15 protein-coding genes and 1 pseudogene are annotated in these 16443 nt (G+C 32.8%); 9 read left to right on the top strand and 7 right to left on the bottom strand.

The genetic code is table 11. From position 1 onward, the window contains the following. Window position 1 precedes the first annotated feature (1 nt). A complete protein-coding gene (locus CDOMC_RS00530) occupies window positions 2-1888 on the bottom strand; it encodes a mechanosensitive ion channel family protein (RefSeq protein ID WP_172126971.1) in 1887 nt (628 codons plus the stop codon). Continuing rightward, the gene (locus tag CDOMC_RS00525; protein ID WP_172126969.1) at window positions 1885-2514 is read right to left on the bottom strand and encodes a carbonic anhydrase; all 630 of its coding nucleotides are present in this window, start codon (window positions 2512-2514) and stop codon (window positions 1885-1887) included. Before CDOMC_RS00525 ends, CDOMC_RS00530 begins: the two co-directional genes overlap by 4 nt. Before the next feature lie 247 nt (window positions 2515-2761). Here CDOMC_RS00525 and CDOMC_RS00520 point away from each other — a divergent pair, with 247 nt between their 5' ends. From CDOMC_RS00520 to CDOMC_RS00490, 7 genes are all read left to right on the top strand, one after another. Then, entirely contained in the window at window positions 2762-3463 is a 702-nt protein-coding gene (locus CDOMC_RS00520) for a Bax inhibitor-1/YccA family protein (RefSeq protein WP_172126967.1), read from the top strand. After that, a complete protein-coding gene (locus CDOMC_RS00515; protein WP_172129604.1) occupies window positions 3456-3845 on the top strand; it encodes a thiamine-phosphate pyrophosphorylase in 390 nt (129 codons plus the stop codon). The genes CDOMC_RS00520 and CDOMC_RS00515 overlap by 8 nt, the downstream gene beginning before the upstream one ends. A gap of 61 nt (window positions 3846-3906) precedes the next feature. Next, the gene (gene secG / locus CDOMC_RS00510) at window positions 3907-4239 is read left to right on the top strand and encodes a preprotein translocase subunit SecG (protein ID WP_172126965.1); all 333 of its coding nucleotides are present in this window, start codon (window positions 3907-3909) and stop codon (window positions 4237-4239) included. 5 nt (window positions 4240-4244) lie between these two features. After that, window positions 4245-5219 (top strand): polysaccharide deacetylase family protein, encoded by a 975-nt coding sequence (locus CDOMC_RS00505; protein ID WP_172126963.1) that lies wholly within the window; start codon window positions 4245-4247, stop codon window positions 5217-5219. Continuing rightward, window positions 5209-5766, top strand: a complete 558-nt coding sequence (frr, locus tag CDOMC_RS00500; RefSeq protein WP_172126961.1) for a ribosome recycling factor — start codon at window positions 5209-5211, stop codon at window positions 5764-5766. Before CDOMC_RS00505 ends, frr begins: the two co-directional genes overlap by 11 nt. Window positions 5767-5901: 135 nt before the next feature. Further along, complete coding sequence (gene pyrE, locus CDOMC_RS00495) at window positions 5902-6510, top strand: orotate phosphoribosyltransferase (RefSeq protein WP_172126959.1); 609 nt, start codon at window positions 5902-5904, stop codon at window positions 6508-6510. Between the two features lie 77 nt (window positions 6511-6587). Further along, window positions 6588-7013, top strand: coding sequence for an RDD family protein (locus CDOMC_RS00490; RefSeq protein ID WP_172126957.1), 426 nt, complete (start codon window positions 6588-6590; stop codon window positions 7011-7013). Window positions 7014-7206: 193 nt separating this feature from the next. Here CDOMC_RS00490 and CDOMC_RS00485 read toward each other — a convergent pair whose 3' ends face one another. From CDOMC_RS00485 to CDOMC_RS00465, 5 genes are all read right to left on the bottom strand, one after another. After that, the gene (locus tag CDOMC_RS00485; protein WP_172126955.1) at window positions 7207-7944 is read right to left on the bottom strand and encodes a hydroxymethylpyrimidine/phosphomethylpyrimidine kinase; all 738 of its coding nucleotides are present in this window, start codon (window positions 7942-7944) and stop codon (window positions 7207-7209) included. Window positions 7945-8819: 875 nt separating this feature from the next. Next, a complete protein-coding gene (gene cas2, locus CDOMC_RS00480) occupies window positions 8820-9092 on the bottom strand; it encodes a CRISPR-associated endonuclease Cas2 (protein WP_172126953.1) in 273 nt (90 codons plus the stop codon). Continuing rightward, on the bottom strand, window positions 9089-10894 hold the full coding sequence (gene cas1, locus CDOMC_RS00475; RefSeq protein WP_172126951.1) for a CRISPR-associated endonuclease Cas1: 1806 nt from the start codon (window positions 10892-10894) through the stop codon (window positions 9089-9091). Before cas1 ends, cas2 begins: the two co-directional genes overlap by 4 nt. Next, entirely contained in the window at window positions 10873-11283 is a 411-nt protein-coding gene (locus tag CDOMC_RS00470; protein ID WP_172126949.1) for a hypothetical protein, read from the bottom strand. Before CDOMC_RS00470 ends, cas1 begins: the two co-directional genes overlap by 22 nt. A gap of 133 nt (window positions 11284-11416) precedes the next feature. Further along, on the bottom strand, window positions 11417-12136 hold the full coding sequence (locus CDOMC_RS00465) for a hypothetical protein (protein WP_172126947.1): 720 nt from the start codon (window positions 12134-12136) through the stop codon (window positions 11417-11419). 379 nt (window positions 12137-12515) lie between these two features. Here CDOMC_RS00465 and CDOMC_RS10285 point away from each other — a divergent pair. Both CDOMC_RS10285 and CDOMC_RS00450 read left to right on the top strand, forming a co-directional pair. After that, a pseudogene (locus CDOMC_RS10285) lies at window positions 12516-13665 on the top strand (DUF2254 domain-containing protein). Window positions 13666-14082: 417 nt separating this feature from the next. Beyond that, window positions 14083-16389 carry a WG repeat-containing protein gene (locus tag CDOMC_RS00450; RefSeq protein ID WP_172126943.1) on the top strand — a complete coding sequence of 769 codons (2307 nt, stop codon included), beginning with the start codon at window positions 14083-14085 and terminating at the stop codon, window positions 16387-16389. Window positions 16390-16443: the final 54 nt, after the last annotated feature.

The following is a 16443-nucleotide window of genomic DNA, read 5'->3' as shown; positions in this document are numbered from 1 at the left end:
TTTATTGTATTTGTGTTATACCTTTAGTACCTATGACATCTTTTAAGTTTTCAATATATAAGCTTTGACTCGGGAATGCAAAGCTTAGTCCATTTTTTTCTACGATATTCATAATTTTTAGTATTACATCTTCTTTTACGCTTAAAAATTCTCCCCAAACTATCGTCTTTGAAAAGCAATACACCAATATATCAATAGAGCTGTCAGACAAATTATCTACAGCTACAAATAAATTTGACTTATATCCTATTAAATCATCTATTGAAACTATATTTTTCCTAAGTCTTAATGTGTTTTGAATGTCATTTGAACCAAGATCATTTGGTTTGGCTATATCCGGATGATTTAATAGCATCTCTTTAATCTCTTCTGCACATTTTTTAACTTGAGCGACAGTAGCTTTATATTCAAGAGATATTGTTAGTCTTATAAGCCTACCAAGGCGTCTTCTTGTCCAGTTTCTGATAGGATCGCTAGCCAATTTTGAATTTGGCACAAAAATCAGTGCGTTATCAGCGGTCCTAACAGTTGTCTTTCTAAGACCTATTTCAACTACAACACCCTCTATATCGCCACATACTATACTATCACCCTGAGAAAAGGAGTTGTCAAACAACATCATAATAGAAGCAAAAAAATTCGCTAAAATGTCTTTAGTTGCCAAAGCTATGGCCAAACCACCGATTCCAAGCGAAGCTATGATTGCACTTACGTTAAAACCAAGCCTGCTTAAAATAAGTAAAAAAGCTATGATTATAATAATAAAATAGACTATTTTAAGTATTAAATTTATAACCTCTTTTCTACCTCCGCTTTTTTTGGTTATCTCGCTTATAAATACTATACCATAACTATCCAAGATACCAAGGATAAGCCATGTAAAAGAGATTATGAAAACTATAGAAAAATAATTTACAAATTTAATAGGCACAGGCGCTGGATAGTAAAATATAGAGGCGCAAAGATCTATCGCATAAACAGCCAAAATAAAGAAAATAGGCCGTTTTACTATACGCATAATTTGCTCTTTGATAAAACTTCCTTGATTATCCTTAGAGAATAAAGAGAGTAAAATTTTATAAGTTATCGCAGATAAGATTCTTGTAAACGATATGAAAAACAAAAATACAAAAAGAATAAGTATTATTTTGCCAAAATTCACATCTTTCATCTCAAAAGGAATCTGCTGATTGATAAATCCTATGGCGGTTTTTAAATTTAGCTCGCTAAAAAAGTAGTTTGTGCTAAGTAGCTCCGCATTATCCCTAAGATATATCAAAATCTCCTCAAAAGTCTTCCTATAAAGCTCTAATGAGTTAAATTCATTTATATATCCTTGTATTCCCATACCATCCATGCTAGACTTGAGCTCTTTAATACTCACATAAGAGTTTGTCTGAAGATCAAGCAAGCCATCTTCTATAGCCGATTTTATCTTCGCAGTTCTTGCTCCATCGCTAAATATCTTTCCAAGTTCGATTAGAGTTTTATAAAAATATGCTTCCATATTCATCTTTTCAAGCTCCATCGCACTTTCTATATACGCTTTTTTATTATTTGCCGTTTTTAATCTTTTTACCTTTGTTTCAAGTTTTGCTTTATTACTTCTAAACTGTGAAATTTGCTCATCGTCCACCCTTGCTTCCATTAAAAGATATGGTATTTTATCCAGCAATTCACTCTTTTTTGTTACTACGCCTTTAAAAAGTACATTTTGCTCGGCAGTTTCATTTTTATCTGCCGCTTGAGCCTTTATTGTCTCTATTTGAGCATTTATCTCATCTAGTTTTTTTACGGCTAAAACTATATCAACATCATCAATATTTTCTGCAAAAGAATTAAAAGATATAAATATCAAGCTAAAAAACAGTAAAAAAATCTTTTTCATTTGTCCACTCCAAGCAGTCTAAAAGTCTTTGAAACAGGGTTATAGTTGTAAATTTCACCAGTTTCTATTATATAGTGCCAAGCGTAAATTTTAAGGCTTCCATCTCTAAATTTAGCCTTTACATCTGGGTATGTAAGTAAATTTTGAAATGAATTTACTACATTTAGTCGCTCTGTAAGCCACTCTCTTTTGGCGGGATTGTTTCTAGTAGCAACTTCGACATCTTTTTTTATGTGTCCAAGCAGATCAAGCCACCTTTTTACGTTTGGTATGTTTTCGAATTTACTCTCTTCAAGATATAAAGCGGCACAGCCTCCGCAGTTTGAATGACCACAGATAATTACATTTTCTACTTTTAAGCTTTGCAGGGCATATTCGATCGCCGAAGTGGTAGCCAGATACTCCTCACTTCTTCTATATGGAGGTATGATATTTGCGATATTTCTAACCACCACAAGATCTCCCGGCAACGTATTTGTGATCAAATTTGGCACAACCCTAGAGTCAATGCAGCCGACAAAAAGAGTATGAGGAATTTGCTTGTCGCTAAGGCTCTCAAATAGAGTTTTGTGTGCCACAAAATCCTCTTCCATAAATTTAATCGCGCCGCTTAAAAGTGACTCCATAATATCTCCCAAAACCATTATTTTTATCATTATATCAAAAACCACAAAAAGATAATTAAACAAAAAGGCAAGATTAAATCAAAGTTTCAAAGCCTAAAAGGCAAATTTATTGCAAAAAAAATAATTAGTCAAAAAATAGCAATAAAGTCTTTTTAAAAATAATATTTTTCGGTTCTTTTAAAGAATATTTTAGACTCTATTTACTATTTTTTAGATAAATTTACCAAAAAATAAAAAAGGAGATTTAATGAGCTTATACAATAGAAATTATGCAAGCTCTCGCGAGCAAGAGATAGCCAACGAGTACTCTCAAAGCTCTCTTAGCACATTTATCAAGCAAACTTATCAGCTATTTGCCGCTTCGCTTTTAGCAGCGAGCGTAGGTGCTTATGTTGGGCTTTTTAGCTCACTTGGAGCAATGGTAGCCAATAACTACTGGCTATTTGTAATACTTGAAATAGGCGTTTTAATAGGCCTTATGTTTGTTAAACGCAAGGCAGGATTAAATTTAGTCCTACTATTTGCCTTTACATTTATTAGCGGACTTACACTTACGCCTATTTTAGGACGTACATTTGCCATGCCTGGAGGAGCTGCCATAGTGGCTCAAGCGTTTACTATGACAACTGTTGCTTTTGGAACATTAAGTGTATTTGCCATGAATACAAAGCGTGATTTTACAACTATGGGCAAGATGCTTTTTATAACACTTATCGTGGTTATGGTGGCAGCTATCATGAATATATTTATGCAAAGCCCAATGCTTCAACTTGTAATAGCTAGCGTAAGTGCAGTTTTATTTAGTGCATACATCCTTTATGATACTCAAAACATAATTCGTGGCAACTACGAAACTCCTATAGATGGAGCAATTGCGCTATATCTTGACTTCGTAAATCTTTTTGTTGCCCTACTTCAAATTTTAGGAATCTTTGGTAGAGATGAATAAAAATTTAGATGAGCGCATCTACCGAGTGGTAGATGCCAATCTAAACAGACTTAAAGAGGGGCTTAGAGTTGTTGAAGATATAAGAAGATATGTATTTGACGACAAAGCCCTCTCTATAAAAATTAAAATTTTACGCCACAAAGCTAATATCGACTCAAGCGAATTTATTAAATTTCGAGACTCTATTAATGATGTCTTAAAACCAAGCATATCAAACGAACTAACCAGAATAGATTTACAAGATATTCAGATAGCAAATATAAAACGAGCGCAAGAGAGTGCAAGGGTTTTAGAAGAGTGCTTCAAACTAATCAAAATAGAATACTCAGAAATTTTTAAGTCCATAAGATACGAACTATACGCTATAGAAAAAGAAATTTAGACTATTTTTAAAACTTTTTTAGTATAATCGCTAATTATTTTAAATTTTTAAAGGATTTTTTGTGAGTTCATTTTTTTTAGTCTTGCAATTTATTTTAGCAGCCGTATTAACCGTTGCGGTCTTGCTTCAAAAGAGTTCATCCATAGGACTTGGGGCTTATAGTGGAAGTAACGAGAGTCTGTTTGGAGCAAAAGGCCCGGCGGGATTTTTAGCCAAATTTACTTTTGTGATAGGAATTATTTTTATACTAAATACACTTGCTTTAGGCTACACTTATAATACGAAAACAAAAAAATCAATTATAGATAGCGTAGATACTACAAATATTGTGGTTCCGGAAAAAGCGCCTAGCGTACCTGCGGTACCAAATGCTCCGGCAGCACCGTCTAAATAAATCCAATGATCTTTAAAAGATCTCTTTTAAAGCTTAGCATAGTTTTTTTTGCGCTTCAGGCAGTTCTTTTGGCTGATGCGCATATATTTAATTATCATAGATTTAACGATGACAGGCATCCAAGTACAAATATTTCAAATGAAAATTTAAGAGCTCAATTTGATTTTTTTAAAGAGAATGGATACGAAGTAATTCCTCTTTCTAAACTGGTTAATGCTATAAAAAATCAAGATGAAATTCCTGATAACTGGGTAGTATTAACTATAGACGATGGCTACAAGAGCTTTTACAAAAACGGCTTGCCTATTTTTAAAGAGTATGGATACCCTTTTGCTCTAATGGTATATGTTGAGGCAAGCGCTAAAAAATATGGCGATTTTATGAATTTTGACGAGATAAAAGATGCTGCACAGTATGGTGAAATAGGTTATCATTCATACGGGCATCTTCATATGGTGGGGCTTACAGAAGATAGATTGAGGCATGATTTTAAAGATGGGATTAGCACTTTTGAAAAACACATGGGGTATAAACCAAAATACTTTGCTTACCCATACGGCGAATATAATAGTAAAATAATAGAAATGTCGGCAGAATATGGATTAGAGGTATTGTTGGCGCAAAATTCTGGTGCTGTATCAAAAGATAGCGATCTTCTTGATCTTGATAGAACTCCTCTAATGAACGGCACAAATCTGCCTGCGGCTCTAGCTAGCAAATTTTTAAAAGCCGAGTGGATCTTACCAAAAGACTATCCAAAAGATAATAAGATAGATGAGGTTATAATAAAAACCGAAGAAAATGCCACGTTCGGATATTTTTCCGCCACAGACAAAAGTACAAAAAAAGTTAAACTTAAAAATGGCGAAATGAGAGTTAAATTTTACGATCCAATAGATAAATTTAAAGTCAGAATGAGTCTTAAAGTCAATGGAAAAACAACAACAAAAATTCTAGTAAAGGATATAAATGCTGAATGAAATTTACAACAAACAAAAAGAGCACTCCGACAAATGCATAGATGGATTAAAGCGCGATTTTTCAACACTTCGTACAGGAAAAGTTAGTATAAACATAGTAGATAATATCTATGTGGATTATTATGGTAGCCAAACTCCCCTAAATCAAGTCGCAACAGTACTGGCAAGCGATGCAAGCACGATTAGCATAACCCCTTGGGAGAAATCTATGCTAAAGACTATCACGGCTGCAATTTCTGCTGCAAATATAGGTGTAAACCCGAATAATGACGGAGAGAGCGTGAAGCTATTTTTCCCTCCAATGACAGTCGAGCAGCGCCAAGAAAATGCAAAGCACGCTAAAGCAATGGGAGAGAAAGCAAAAGTAAGCATTAGAAATATCAGAAAAGATGCCAATGATGATGTCAAAAGGCTGGAAAAAGATAAAGAAATAACCGAAGATGAGAGTAAAAAAGCTCAAGACGAGGTACAAAAGATAACTGATTCCTATACGGCTAAAATAGACACTCTCGTAAAAGAAAAAGAGGCTGAGCTTCTTAAAGTATAAAAATATTTTGCCCGCTAACTAGTGGGCAAATTCTATCTTTTCTACACCACTAAAACTCAATAAACATAATCTAATTGTTATTGTAACTTAAGTGCTTATTTGTTAAGATTTGTCTTAAATTTTAAGGGGTTCATGATGAATTTAGAGCAAATTTATAAAGAGGCGGGCGCTTATCTTAAGGGGCATTTTTTGCTAACGAGCGGTAACCATTCGCAGTTTTATCTGCAAAGCGCAAAAGTGCTTGAAAATCCGATGATAGCAGGCAAACTAGCCGATGAACTAGCTCGCGTTATATCCAAAGCGGGAATTAAATTTGACGCTGTGTGCTCACCTGCGATAGGCGGAATTTTGGCAGGATACGAGCTTGCTCGCGCAGCAAAAAAGAGATTTATATTTACGGAAAGAGTTGATCGCGTGATGACTCTGCGCCGCGGCTTTGAGGTGCATGAGGGAGAGAAATTTATCATCTGCGAAGACATCATTACCACTGGCGGCTCCGCACTTGAGGCGGCAAACATCATAAAAGATCTTGGCGGAGAAGTTGTTGCATTTGCAGCGCTTGCCAACCGTGGATTTTGTCCGCTAACAAATTTAAAGAGTGAGCGAAAGCCAAGCTGCAAGCTACCAAACGATCTGCCGATATTTGCGCTTGGAAATTTTGAGTTTGAAATTTACGAACCGCAAAACTGCCCGCTATGCAAGGACGGCAGTATAGCTATAAAGCCGGGAAGTAGAGGCAACTAAAATTTCCGTGCGGTCTTGATGGGGATAAATTTAGCTCTACTAAACTGCACGGACTTCATATCAAAACAGGAGAAAATTTGGCAAAGCAAAAAGCAGTCATCGCAAGCGTTCCTTCACGCATAAAAGCCTTTATAACCGATGTTTTTTTCATACTTATGCCAATTCTTTACATCACGACTTATGCCGTTTTAGACGGCAAAAACGAGTTTCAAAACAACCAGCTAGCGATCTTTATCACAAATTTTTTATTCGGCGTTATCATCTGCCTTTTTCAAAGCATCAAAGCGCAAACTCCAGGTTATAAAAGCCAAGATATCTACCTTGTAAATTTAAAAAATGGTCAGAAGCTAGGCTTCTTTCACGCTCTGCTTCGCTATATCTGCTTTGTTTTGGCCGGCTTTAGCTTGGTTGGAATTTGCCTATGCTTTTTTCGCAAAGACAAGTTAAATTTACACGATCTACTTACAAACTCCGCTGCCGTTAGCAAAAAGCAATCTATTTAATCGCGACGTATAAATTCCATCTGCCGTTTTCATGCGCGATATTTTGAGTCTTGCTAAATCCAGCCTCTTTTAGTATATCAAAAAACGCGCATATTTGGCGCTATTTCCTTCCAAAAATTTATATTTTTCTAGCGTAATCTAAGTAAATACATAAAGAGACCGGTAAGAATATACTCGAAAAGAAGGCCTGATACTAGGCTTTTGCTGTGTGATTTAGTAACTTCCTCTCACCTAATTTTGTATCAACACCACTTGTAATAGCATTATAAATATACTTTTTTGCTTGCTTAATAGCGTCCTCTATACTATTTCCTTGAGCCAAAAGGCAAGCCAGCGAGCTAGAAAAAGTACATCCTGCACCGATAATAACCAAGGGATCAGCCAAAGGAGCCTCAAAACTACTCTTGCTACCATCTTTGCGATATAGAGTATCTATGCTTTTATCTCCAACTATATGTTTTTTTACTATGGTATCACAAGGCAAATTTGAAAAATTACCACTAAAAAGCACTTCTGCCTCACGTAAATTCGGAGTTGATACAGTCGCAAATCGCATAAGATCTTTTAATTTATCAATAGCACTATCTTTAATTAATTTATGTCCCATTTTTGATACGCAAACAGGATCTAGAACCACTGGAGCTTTGTTGTTATACAGAAATTGCCCCACTACATCCATTATCTCCTCGTTAAAAAGCATGCCGATTTTAACGGCATCAAAATCAAATTCAGCACTCAGCATATCAAGCTGATCTTTTACAAAATTTGCATCAAGAGAGACTATATTCTTTATCCTATCTGAATTTTCGGCAGTGAGAGCCGTAACTGCTGTAGCTGAATAGCATCCAAAGTACGAACAGGCCTTGATATCAGCTTGAATTCCTGCTCCACCGTTACTGCAAGAGCCAGCAATAATTAAAATTTTTTTCATCTTATACCTTTAGATAGCAAATTAAAACGCTATTATATGAATAAATTTAAAATACATATAAAATGTACGAAATTGCCCTATACACAAAGTTCATATAATCAAAAAATAAAATTATAAATAGAAATTTTAGGATGCGATTCCTCTTGAAAATACTACAAAAGAAGTGGCTTATCACTATTTTTTAGAAAATTTACTAGCCTAATTTTATAGTCGCCTCTATTCCAATACGCCAAAGTCGAATAAGATATCCGTGTTATTTTGCTATTTTCTTAAAATTACATTACTAAAAGCTCAATAAAAATTTAATACAAACAAAAACAAGTATTAAATTACAATAAGAACTATAACATCATCTAAGCTCCTTTATAAATATTAGTAATATTCTATCATATATTTTAATGTATTTTAAATGATAATCTCAATAGAGGTATCTAATAGTCTTTATGATTTAACTCTTACTAGAACGGGGAAGCTCGAGCGAAATCCAATATCTACATCCACAATCCTCCAAAAATTATTATTGCTTCAATCCCCTAGAACGGGGAAGCTCGAGCGAAATAGCCAATAAAACGCATTAAAATTAACAATGAGTTTTTAAAGAACTGCTTGCAAGAGGGATTATATCAGAAACAGCCAAAAAGTTCGAGAATGTAGCAAAAAACATTTTTCAAATTTGAGGTATTTTGCTTATAGCTACATTAAAGCATCGATAAACAGCATATTTACAATAGCTAAAAAATCCGAAAATCTAAGTTTTGAAAATGTAAAATTTCGGATTTTCGAATATATTTAAACTTAATCTAATATAAAATATCGATTAGTGCGCAGGTTTTGAATTTTAAAAAGTTCGAAAACCTTTTGCGAATAAAATGGAGTTAGATGTAAGTATCAAGTGGGTTAAAAATTTTGCCTTCTCCTAGACTTTCACTTTTAGCCAGGCAAGTTTTGCATATACGATAAAACAGTACTTTATCGCTTTTTGGCTCTATGAGTTTTGAAATTTGAGCCTTTATAAGATGATAATCACTCTCTTTTATATCAAGCTCAAAAACAGAATAATTTGCTCTTATACCATAGCTTTCTAATAAATTTGAGACCTTATTTCTGCGTTTGGTGGATCGTATATCGTAACATATTATTAGGTTCATTGAAATCTCGCTATAAATGGTTTATATTTCACGTTTTCCGAAATAGAACGCTTAAGTGCGTATGCTTGTCTGGTTATGATATCTTGTGTTTTTAACTCTTCACTCCTAAATGTAGTATATGCAAATAGTTTTTCATTGACGTTTTTAGTGATATTACGCCTAGTATCGACACTTAATAAACCATCCTTTATATCAAAAGGCTCATTTTTATTTATCATAGATATTATTGCACGATCAACTATAAACGTCCTAAACTCTTCTATTAAATCAAATGCCAAAGTGGGCTTTTGCTCGTCTAATGCGTGTAAATATGATACATGAGGAGAAAGACCCGCTGCGACTATAGACTTTAAGACTTTGGAGTAAAGTATAGCGTAAGCATAGTTAAGTGCGGAATTAACTGTATCGGTTGCACCTTTAGTGATGCGCCCGGAAAAGCCAAATTTGTAATCAATAGCCTTTGCGATAGCCTGCCAGTATGAGTTAGCGCTTGTGCCTTCATATCCCATAAGCTCCGTTGCAGAAGCTGATGTGAGTATAAAATTTTTTAAAATACCTTGCATGGCTTCTATTTCGCTATCTAAAATTTTATGGTATTTGTTTAGATATTTTAAATAGTTAATTTGGTTTTTTACTTTGCCAATAACGAATTGCTGAGCTATCTTAAGGGATTTTTTAGTTTTTACAACTGAAATTTGAGAAATAGCTGTTTTAGTTATAGAGCTATTTGATGTAAAAAGTGTGGCATAGCTTAAATTTGTCTTTTCATCTATAAAATCTATACGAATTTTCTTTTTAGAGCACTCTTTGATGACGGACGAGCTTATAGAAGTATCAGCGTTTATTATGATTTGTGAAGTTTGATTTATGGGAAATTTATGCTTTATCTTGCCATGCTCTTTGAGAACAAATTTGCCTTGAGAAAGAGCTAAAAAATAAAACGGGGTAGTGATATGAATAAGACTGCTATGCGAGAAATTTTTAATATACTCGCGCTTTTTGGCTTCTATGGTATTTTCGACACACTTTATGCGAGGCTGCTTGGCGTTTTTGTAATAGGACAGAAGCTTTGATTTTTTAAGCTGCTGGGTTAGAGGATAAGGAAATTCCAAATTCACAAGCTCGTTTACTAATGTTTGTTTGTCGGTAGTTTTTATAAATTTTCTAATTAAATTTGTAACCGTTTCATCAAAATGCTTGATAAGTCTATCTTGCTGAGTTAGAGAAAGTAGCTTTAGCTTGATACTTTTTAAATGAAATATGTAAGAGTTTAAATTCTCTATACTCTCTTTTATAGTCGGTTTTCTGGTTTGTGATGAGAGTTTTTTGAGGGTAGATAGACGCTTTTCTTCGGATATGCTTAAATTTGAACCTTTAAAATTAACACCTAAAAAAGTAAATTCACTATTTTGATCATGTATGGCAGTTTTGGTTTCGTTTATAGATAGCTTGATAGTGGATAAAAAAGCTTTAAGCTCAGCTAGGATTTGCTCTGCACTCTCTTTAGACCTGCATAAAATAACAAAATCATCTGCATATCGCACAAAATCGATGACTTTTGAGTGTAAAAACATATCCATTTGATTTAGATATATATTTGAAAGTAGCGGGCTTAAAACATCTCCTTGATGAACGCCTTTAGTGTGAGAAAGATAGTCAAATTTAGAAAAAATACCGTTTTTTATCCAAAGTTCAATGAGTCTAGTGATACGAGAGTCTTTTATATGATTGTTTAATATATCAAGCAAAAAATTATGATCTATGGTCTCAAAGAAATCTTTTATGTCACTTTTATCACGCATGTATATGTCTTTAAAAAATCTCTTGCGCGGTAAATTGCATTAGTATAGGATTTGCCGCTCATATAGGCATAAGAGCAGTTTGAAAAACCTTTGTCAAAATATCTTGAAAGCTCAAATATCAGTATGTTTTGTATAAATTTGTCTTTTAAAGATGGAATTGCAAGTTTTCTAAGCTCGTCCTTGTTTTCTTTGGGTATAAAAGCTCGTTTTAAAGGCTGTGGCGAATAGGAGAAGTTAAAAATTTCATCTTTTAAATCTTCATAAAAAGATGGAGTACAAATATCATCTATGCTTAAACCATCAAGCCCAAGCGATGTTTTCTTGAGTCTTTTTAGGGCTAGCTCATAAGCGTTTTGAGTAAATATATCCTCCAGACTAAGCTCAAACACAACTATTTCCTTTGTAGATTTGTTATAAATAAATATGAGTTAAATTCGCTCTACTTTAATCTTGCCAAGCGCAAATGCGGTGCTCTTGCCAACATTTATTAAAGTAGCAAGTTCTAGAAATTTAGCCGAATTTTCATCTAGCACATAAACCTTCATATCCCCCCATAAGACCACCGAATTCCATTTTTGTTTTTTGGCGATTTGAGTATCGCTCGAGATCATGAAATTTAAAATTTTGCTCCAATTTATCAAATTTCACTTCAAATTTATCTATGCTAGTATCCGTTAGTTCGCCAAATCTCATAGCTATTTGTCTAATAAATGATTTAAAATCAAGCTTTGAGCGAACATAGGCATCTTTTTGTTTAATCCGAATTGGAGTTAACGTAGTAATCTTGTAGTCGCCGGATGAAAAACTTGGTGAAAAAACAAGAGCATGATCGGATGAGTTTATAGACTCTTGAAGGGATATAATATCACCATTTATAGTTAAATTTTTAAATTCAAATTTTTGCCTAGGCATGCCAAAGCCTATCTGACACATGTTTTCTATTGCAATAATAACATGAGGCAAGTATGATGTGACATTATCGAAAAGTAAAATTTGAAAATCAAAGCTGTGCAAGTCAAAATCTATATCAAGTATAAATTTGGGCGATTTGGAGACATTTTCAAAAAACTCAGCGTATATACACTCGTTAAAATAACGACAACTTTCGCAACTTGTATCAACATAGGGACAAGCAACCTGTCTCAAGCCTCTACCAAAAACACCTCTTATAGTAGAGCCAGTAAATGTATGAATAGGTTTTATACTAATGCCATTTACGCCGATAGTTAGATATTTGATCATTATTATTCGCTTGTAAAATTTAATATTGATTATACTGTAAAATAATTTTTCATACCAATATAAAAAGTATTATGGTGTGGCAATATTTAAGTGTAATTAAAATAAAAGGCAATTAGCAACATTGCAGTAATTTATTTACGGTTTTTTGGAAATTTTAATGCTTAATTTTATAAGACAAAATAGCAACTACTGTTAGACCGGTCATTATTACTAACTTTGCCTTATATTAAATTATAATTTTACACTATATAATTTAAAAAATCCAAAAAATACTTTTGATAAAAATGAAATACCAAAAACGAATTATTGTATAATCTTTAAAAGGATCTTATTTGTGGTATAAAATTTTAATATGGCTAAAAAAGCCAAGTAATACATTATGGGTTATGCCTACGATCGGCGCTGCTGTGGCTATAATATTTGCTTTTATGGCTTTTTAGGTACTTTTTACTTACCTCCACAACTTTTACCAGATATAGGGCGAGATATTTTGCAAAGCCTACTTGATATTATAACTTCAAGCATGCTTGCAGTTATTACATTTTCACTTTCTATTATGGTTTCGGCATTTGCCAGTGCATCAGCAAATGCCACGCCTAGAGCTACAGAGCTAATTATGGCTGATGACGACACGAGACTAACGATAGCTAGTTTTATCTCTGCTTTTATATACGCAGTTATTGCAAGAGTAGCTCTAGGATTAGAATATTATGGTCAAAACGGAAGATTTATACTGTTTATAAGCACAGCTACGGTTCTTGTATATCTCATATACACATTAATAAATTGGTAGGCTTGGAAATACTCTTGATAAAATTTATAAAGCAACCTCAAAAGCTATGAATAATTACAGCATAAATCCAAATTTAGGAGCCTGCTGGAAGCCAAACGATAAAAAACCAGATTTTATACTTAACTCTAAAGATACAGGGTGTTTAACGCATATAAATTTAAGTCATTTATATAATCTATCCAAAAAATTAGGATTTAAAATTTTTATCAATACAAGACACGGAGATTATATCATCAAAGGAGATGAAATAGCATTTTTATACTTTGATGAGGTAATAAATCAAAATACGCAAGAGATAGAAAAAATATGTGCTCAAATTTATGAAACTATCGTTATTGACGCCCAGAGAAGTTTTGAACAAGATCCAAGATTTGGATTTATAGTACTTAGTGAAGTTGCACAAAAAGCTTTATCGCCGGCTATAAATGACCCGGGAACTGCATTTAGTGTATTAAATTTGATTACAAGGCTATTAATTGAAAATTATGATTCGCAAAATAAAGATAAAGCTTATTCTTACGACAGAATAGGCTTACAAGAAATTAATACAGGCGACTTCATAACCCAGAGTATAGACGCTATAGCTAGAGATGAGGCTTCAAATGTGGAAGTTGCCTTGAGAGTTCAAAAAACACTTTTTGCAATATATAAAAACAGTGAAAATGAAATTTTAAAAGAAGTATCAAAAATTCAAGCAAAAAAAATCTATAGACAGAAGCTTGAGTGTGCTTGTTAGTGATTTTGATAAAATTAGATTAAAAGAAAAGTATAACATTTTTTTTAATTAAGAATTTTAAAATTATTATAAAAAATAACTCAATCAAACGACAAAATAATAGTATAGTTTTATGAAATTATATCTTTAACGAATCAAAAACAATTATTTTAACATCTCCATCAAAGGATAAAAATGATTTTAAACATTTAAAGTATCATAATTAAAATTTTTAGAGTAATGGTAATTTATTATTTCTTTTATCTTATAATAATATTTATCATAAGATAAAAAAATGCGAATAATAATCAAAAAAATATAAACATTCATTTTTTTAAATTATCAAAAAATTAAAAAATAATGCTTATATTTAAATAATATTTATTTTAATGTATAATCCATAAAAACATTCAATCAAAGTAAAAATGAGGATAAAAAATGTTTTATTTATTAAAAAAAATATTTAATATAAAACTACCTAATTTCATAAAAACAAACAGCACCAATATAAACAAATACGATATTGGAAATGAAAAAAGTAAAGAATTAGACAGTGACAATTTTAACAATCATTTAATTAGAATAAATAAAAACAATAAATATGGATATATCAATACAAAAGGCGAAGAAGTAATAGAGTGTAAATTTGATTGGGCAGATCATTTTAATGAAGGTTTAGCTGTAGTAAAGCAAAATGATAAATATGGTTGCATAAATACCATAGGCGAGCAGATAGTAGAATGCAAATTTGATGAAATTGATGGATTTAAATATGGTTTGGCTAGAGTCAAAAAAAACAATAAATATGGATATATCAATACTAGAGGTGCGGAAGTAATAGAGTGTAAATTTGATTGGGCAGATCATTTTAATGAAGGTTTAGCTGTAGTAAAAAAAGGCGAAAAGTACGGTTATATCAATACTAGAGGTGCGGAAGTAATAGAGTGTAAATTTGATTGGGCAGGAGACTTTAAAGACGGGTTAGCAAGGGTAGAAAAAGATAATAAATGGGGATATATAAATATAAGAGGCGAGCAGGTAGTAGAATGCAAATTTGATGAAATTGATGAATTTAATGAAGGTCTAGCTGCGGTCAAAAAAAACAATAAATATGGATATATCAATACTAGAGGTGCGGAAGTAATAGAGTGTAAATTTGATTGGGCAGGAGACTTTAAAGACGGGTTAGCAAGGGTAGAAAAAGATAATAAATGGGGATATATAAATATAAGAGGCGAGCAGGTAGTAGAGTATAAATTTGGCGAAGTTGATGGTTTTCAAGACGGGTTGGCTGCGGTCAAAAAAGGTAATAAATGGGGGTATATAAACACCAAAGGCGAAGAAGTAATAGAGTGTAAATTTGATTGGGCAGGAGACTTTAAAGACGGGTTGGCTGCGGTCAAAAAAGGTAATAAATGGGGGTATATAAACACCAAAGGCGAAGAAGTAATAGAGTGTAAATTTGATTGGGCAGGAGACTTTAAAGACGGGTTGGCTGCAGTCAAAAAAGGTAATAAATGGGGGTATATAAACACCAAAGGCAGTCAAGTTACAGAGTGTAAATTTGATTGGGCAGGAGACTTTAAAGACGGATTAGGTTCTGTACGAAAAAACAACAAATACAGCTATATAAATACCAGAGGAGAACAAATAACAGAGTTCGAATTTGATGAGGTTGATGGTTTTAAAGACGGGTTGGCTGCAGTTAAAAAAGGTAACAAATGGGGGTATATAAACACCAAAGGCGAAGAAGTAATAGAGTGTAAATTTGATTGGGCAGGAGACTTTAAAGACGGGTTGGCAAGAGTATCAGACAAAGGAAAGTATGGATATATAAATACAAATGGAAATTTTATAGTATATGATGAAAACAAAAATGATATAGAGGTGTCAGGAAAATTTGATTGGGCCTATAGCTTTAAAGATGGATTGGCTAGGGTAGAAAAAAATAATAAATACGGATATATAAATACAAAAGGCGAAGAAGTAATAGAGTGTAAATTTGACGAAATTGGAGACTTTAAAGACGGGTTGGCAAGAGTATCAGACAAAGGAAAGTATGGATATATAAATACAAAAGGCGAAGAAATAATAGAGTGTAAATTTGACGAAATTGGAGACTTTAAAGACGGGTTGGCAAGAGTATCAGACAAAGGAAAGTATGGATATATAAATACAAATGGAAATTTTATAGTATATGATGAAAACAAAAATGATATAGAGGTGTCAGGAAAATTTGATTGGGCCTATAGCTTTAAAGATGGATTGGCTAGGGTAGAAAAAAATAATAAATACGGATATATAAATACAAAAGGCGAAGAAGTAATAGAGTGTAAATTTGATTTGACAGATGACTTTAGCGAAGAATTAGCTGTAATCAAGAAAAATAATAAATACGGATATATAAATACAAAAGGCGAAGAAGTAATAGAGTGTAAATTTGATTGGGCAGGAGGCTTTAAAGACGGGTTGGCTGCAGTCAAAAAAGGTAATAAATGGGGGTATATAAACACCAAAGGCAGTCAAGTTACAGAGTGTAAATTTGATTGGGCGGATGACTTTAGCGAAGAATTAGCTGTAATCAAGAAAAATAATAAATACGGATATATAAATACAAAAGGCGAAGAAGTAATAGAGTGTAAATTTGATTGGGCAGGAGACTTTAAAGACGGATTAGCCAAAGCGATACAAGATAATATTGAAATGATTATTAATAAAAAAGGTAACTTAATAATTTACAACTAACGTATGTAAAAATATAACACAACCAAAAAATATATTACAATTATCATATAAAGT

Source organism: Campylobacter sp. RM16192 (assembly GCF_004803855.2).
Classification (GTDB): domain Bacteria; phylum Campylobacterota; class Campylobacteria; order Campylobacterales; family Campylobacteraceae; genus Campylobacter_A.
Note: the sequence above shows the minus strand (reverse complement) of the source record. Positions and strands in the feature narration are given on the sequence as shown.

Bases quoted from the DNA above. Each gene is read 5' to 3' on its own strand.
- CDOMC_RS00530 (WP_172126971.1), bottom strand. From the start codon at position 1,888: ATGAAAAAGATTTTTTTACTGTTTTTTAGCTTGATATTTATATCTTTT.
- CDOMC_RS00525 (WP_172126969.1), bottom strand. From the start codon at position 2,514: ATGGAGTCACTTTTAAGCGGCGCGATTAAATTTATGGAAGAGGATTTT.
- CDOMC_RS00520 (WP_172126967.1), top strand. From the start codon at position 2,762: ATGAGCTTATACAATAGAAATTATGCAAGCTCTCGCGAGCAAGAGATA.
- CDOMC_RS00515 (WP_172129604.1), top strand. From the start codon at position 3,456: ATGAATAAAAATTTAGATGAGCGCATCTACCGAGTGGTAGATGCCAAT.
- CDOMC_RS00505 (WP_172126963.1), top strand. From the start codon at position 4,245: ATGATCTTTAAAAGATCTCTTTTAAAGCTTAGCATAGTTTTTTTTGCG.
- frr (WP_172126961.1), top strand. From the start codon at position 5,209: ATGCTGAATGAAATTTACAACAAACAAAAAGAGCACTCCGACAAATGC.
- pyrE (WP_172126959.1), top strand. From the start codon at position 5,902: ATGAATTTAGAGCAAATTTATAAAGAGGCGGGCGCTTATCTTAAGGGG.
- CDOMC_RS00485 (WP_172126955.1), bottom strand. From the start codon at position 7,944: ATGAAAAAAATTTTAATTATTGCTGGCTCTTGCAGTAACGGTGGAGCA.
- cas2 (WP_172126953.1), bottom strand. From the start codon at position 9,092: ATGAACCTAATAATATGTTACGATATACGATCCACCAAACGCAGAAAT.
- cas1 (WP_172126951.1), bottom strand. From the start codon at position 10,894: ATGCGTGATAAAAGTGACATAAAAGATTTCTTTGAGACCATAGATCAT.
- CDOMC_RS00465 (WP_172126947.1), bottom strand. From the start codon at position 12,136: ATGATCAAATATCTAACTATCGGCGTAAATGGCATTAGTATAAAACCT.
- CDOMC_RS00450 (WP_172126943.1), top strand. From the start codon at position 14,083: ATGTTTTATTTATTAAAAAAAATATTTAATATAAAACTACCTAATTTC.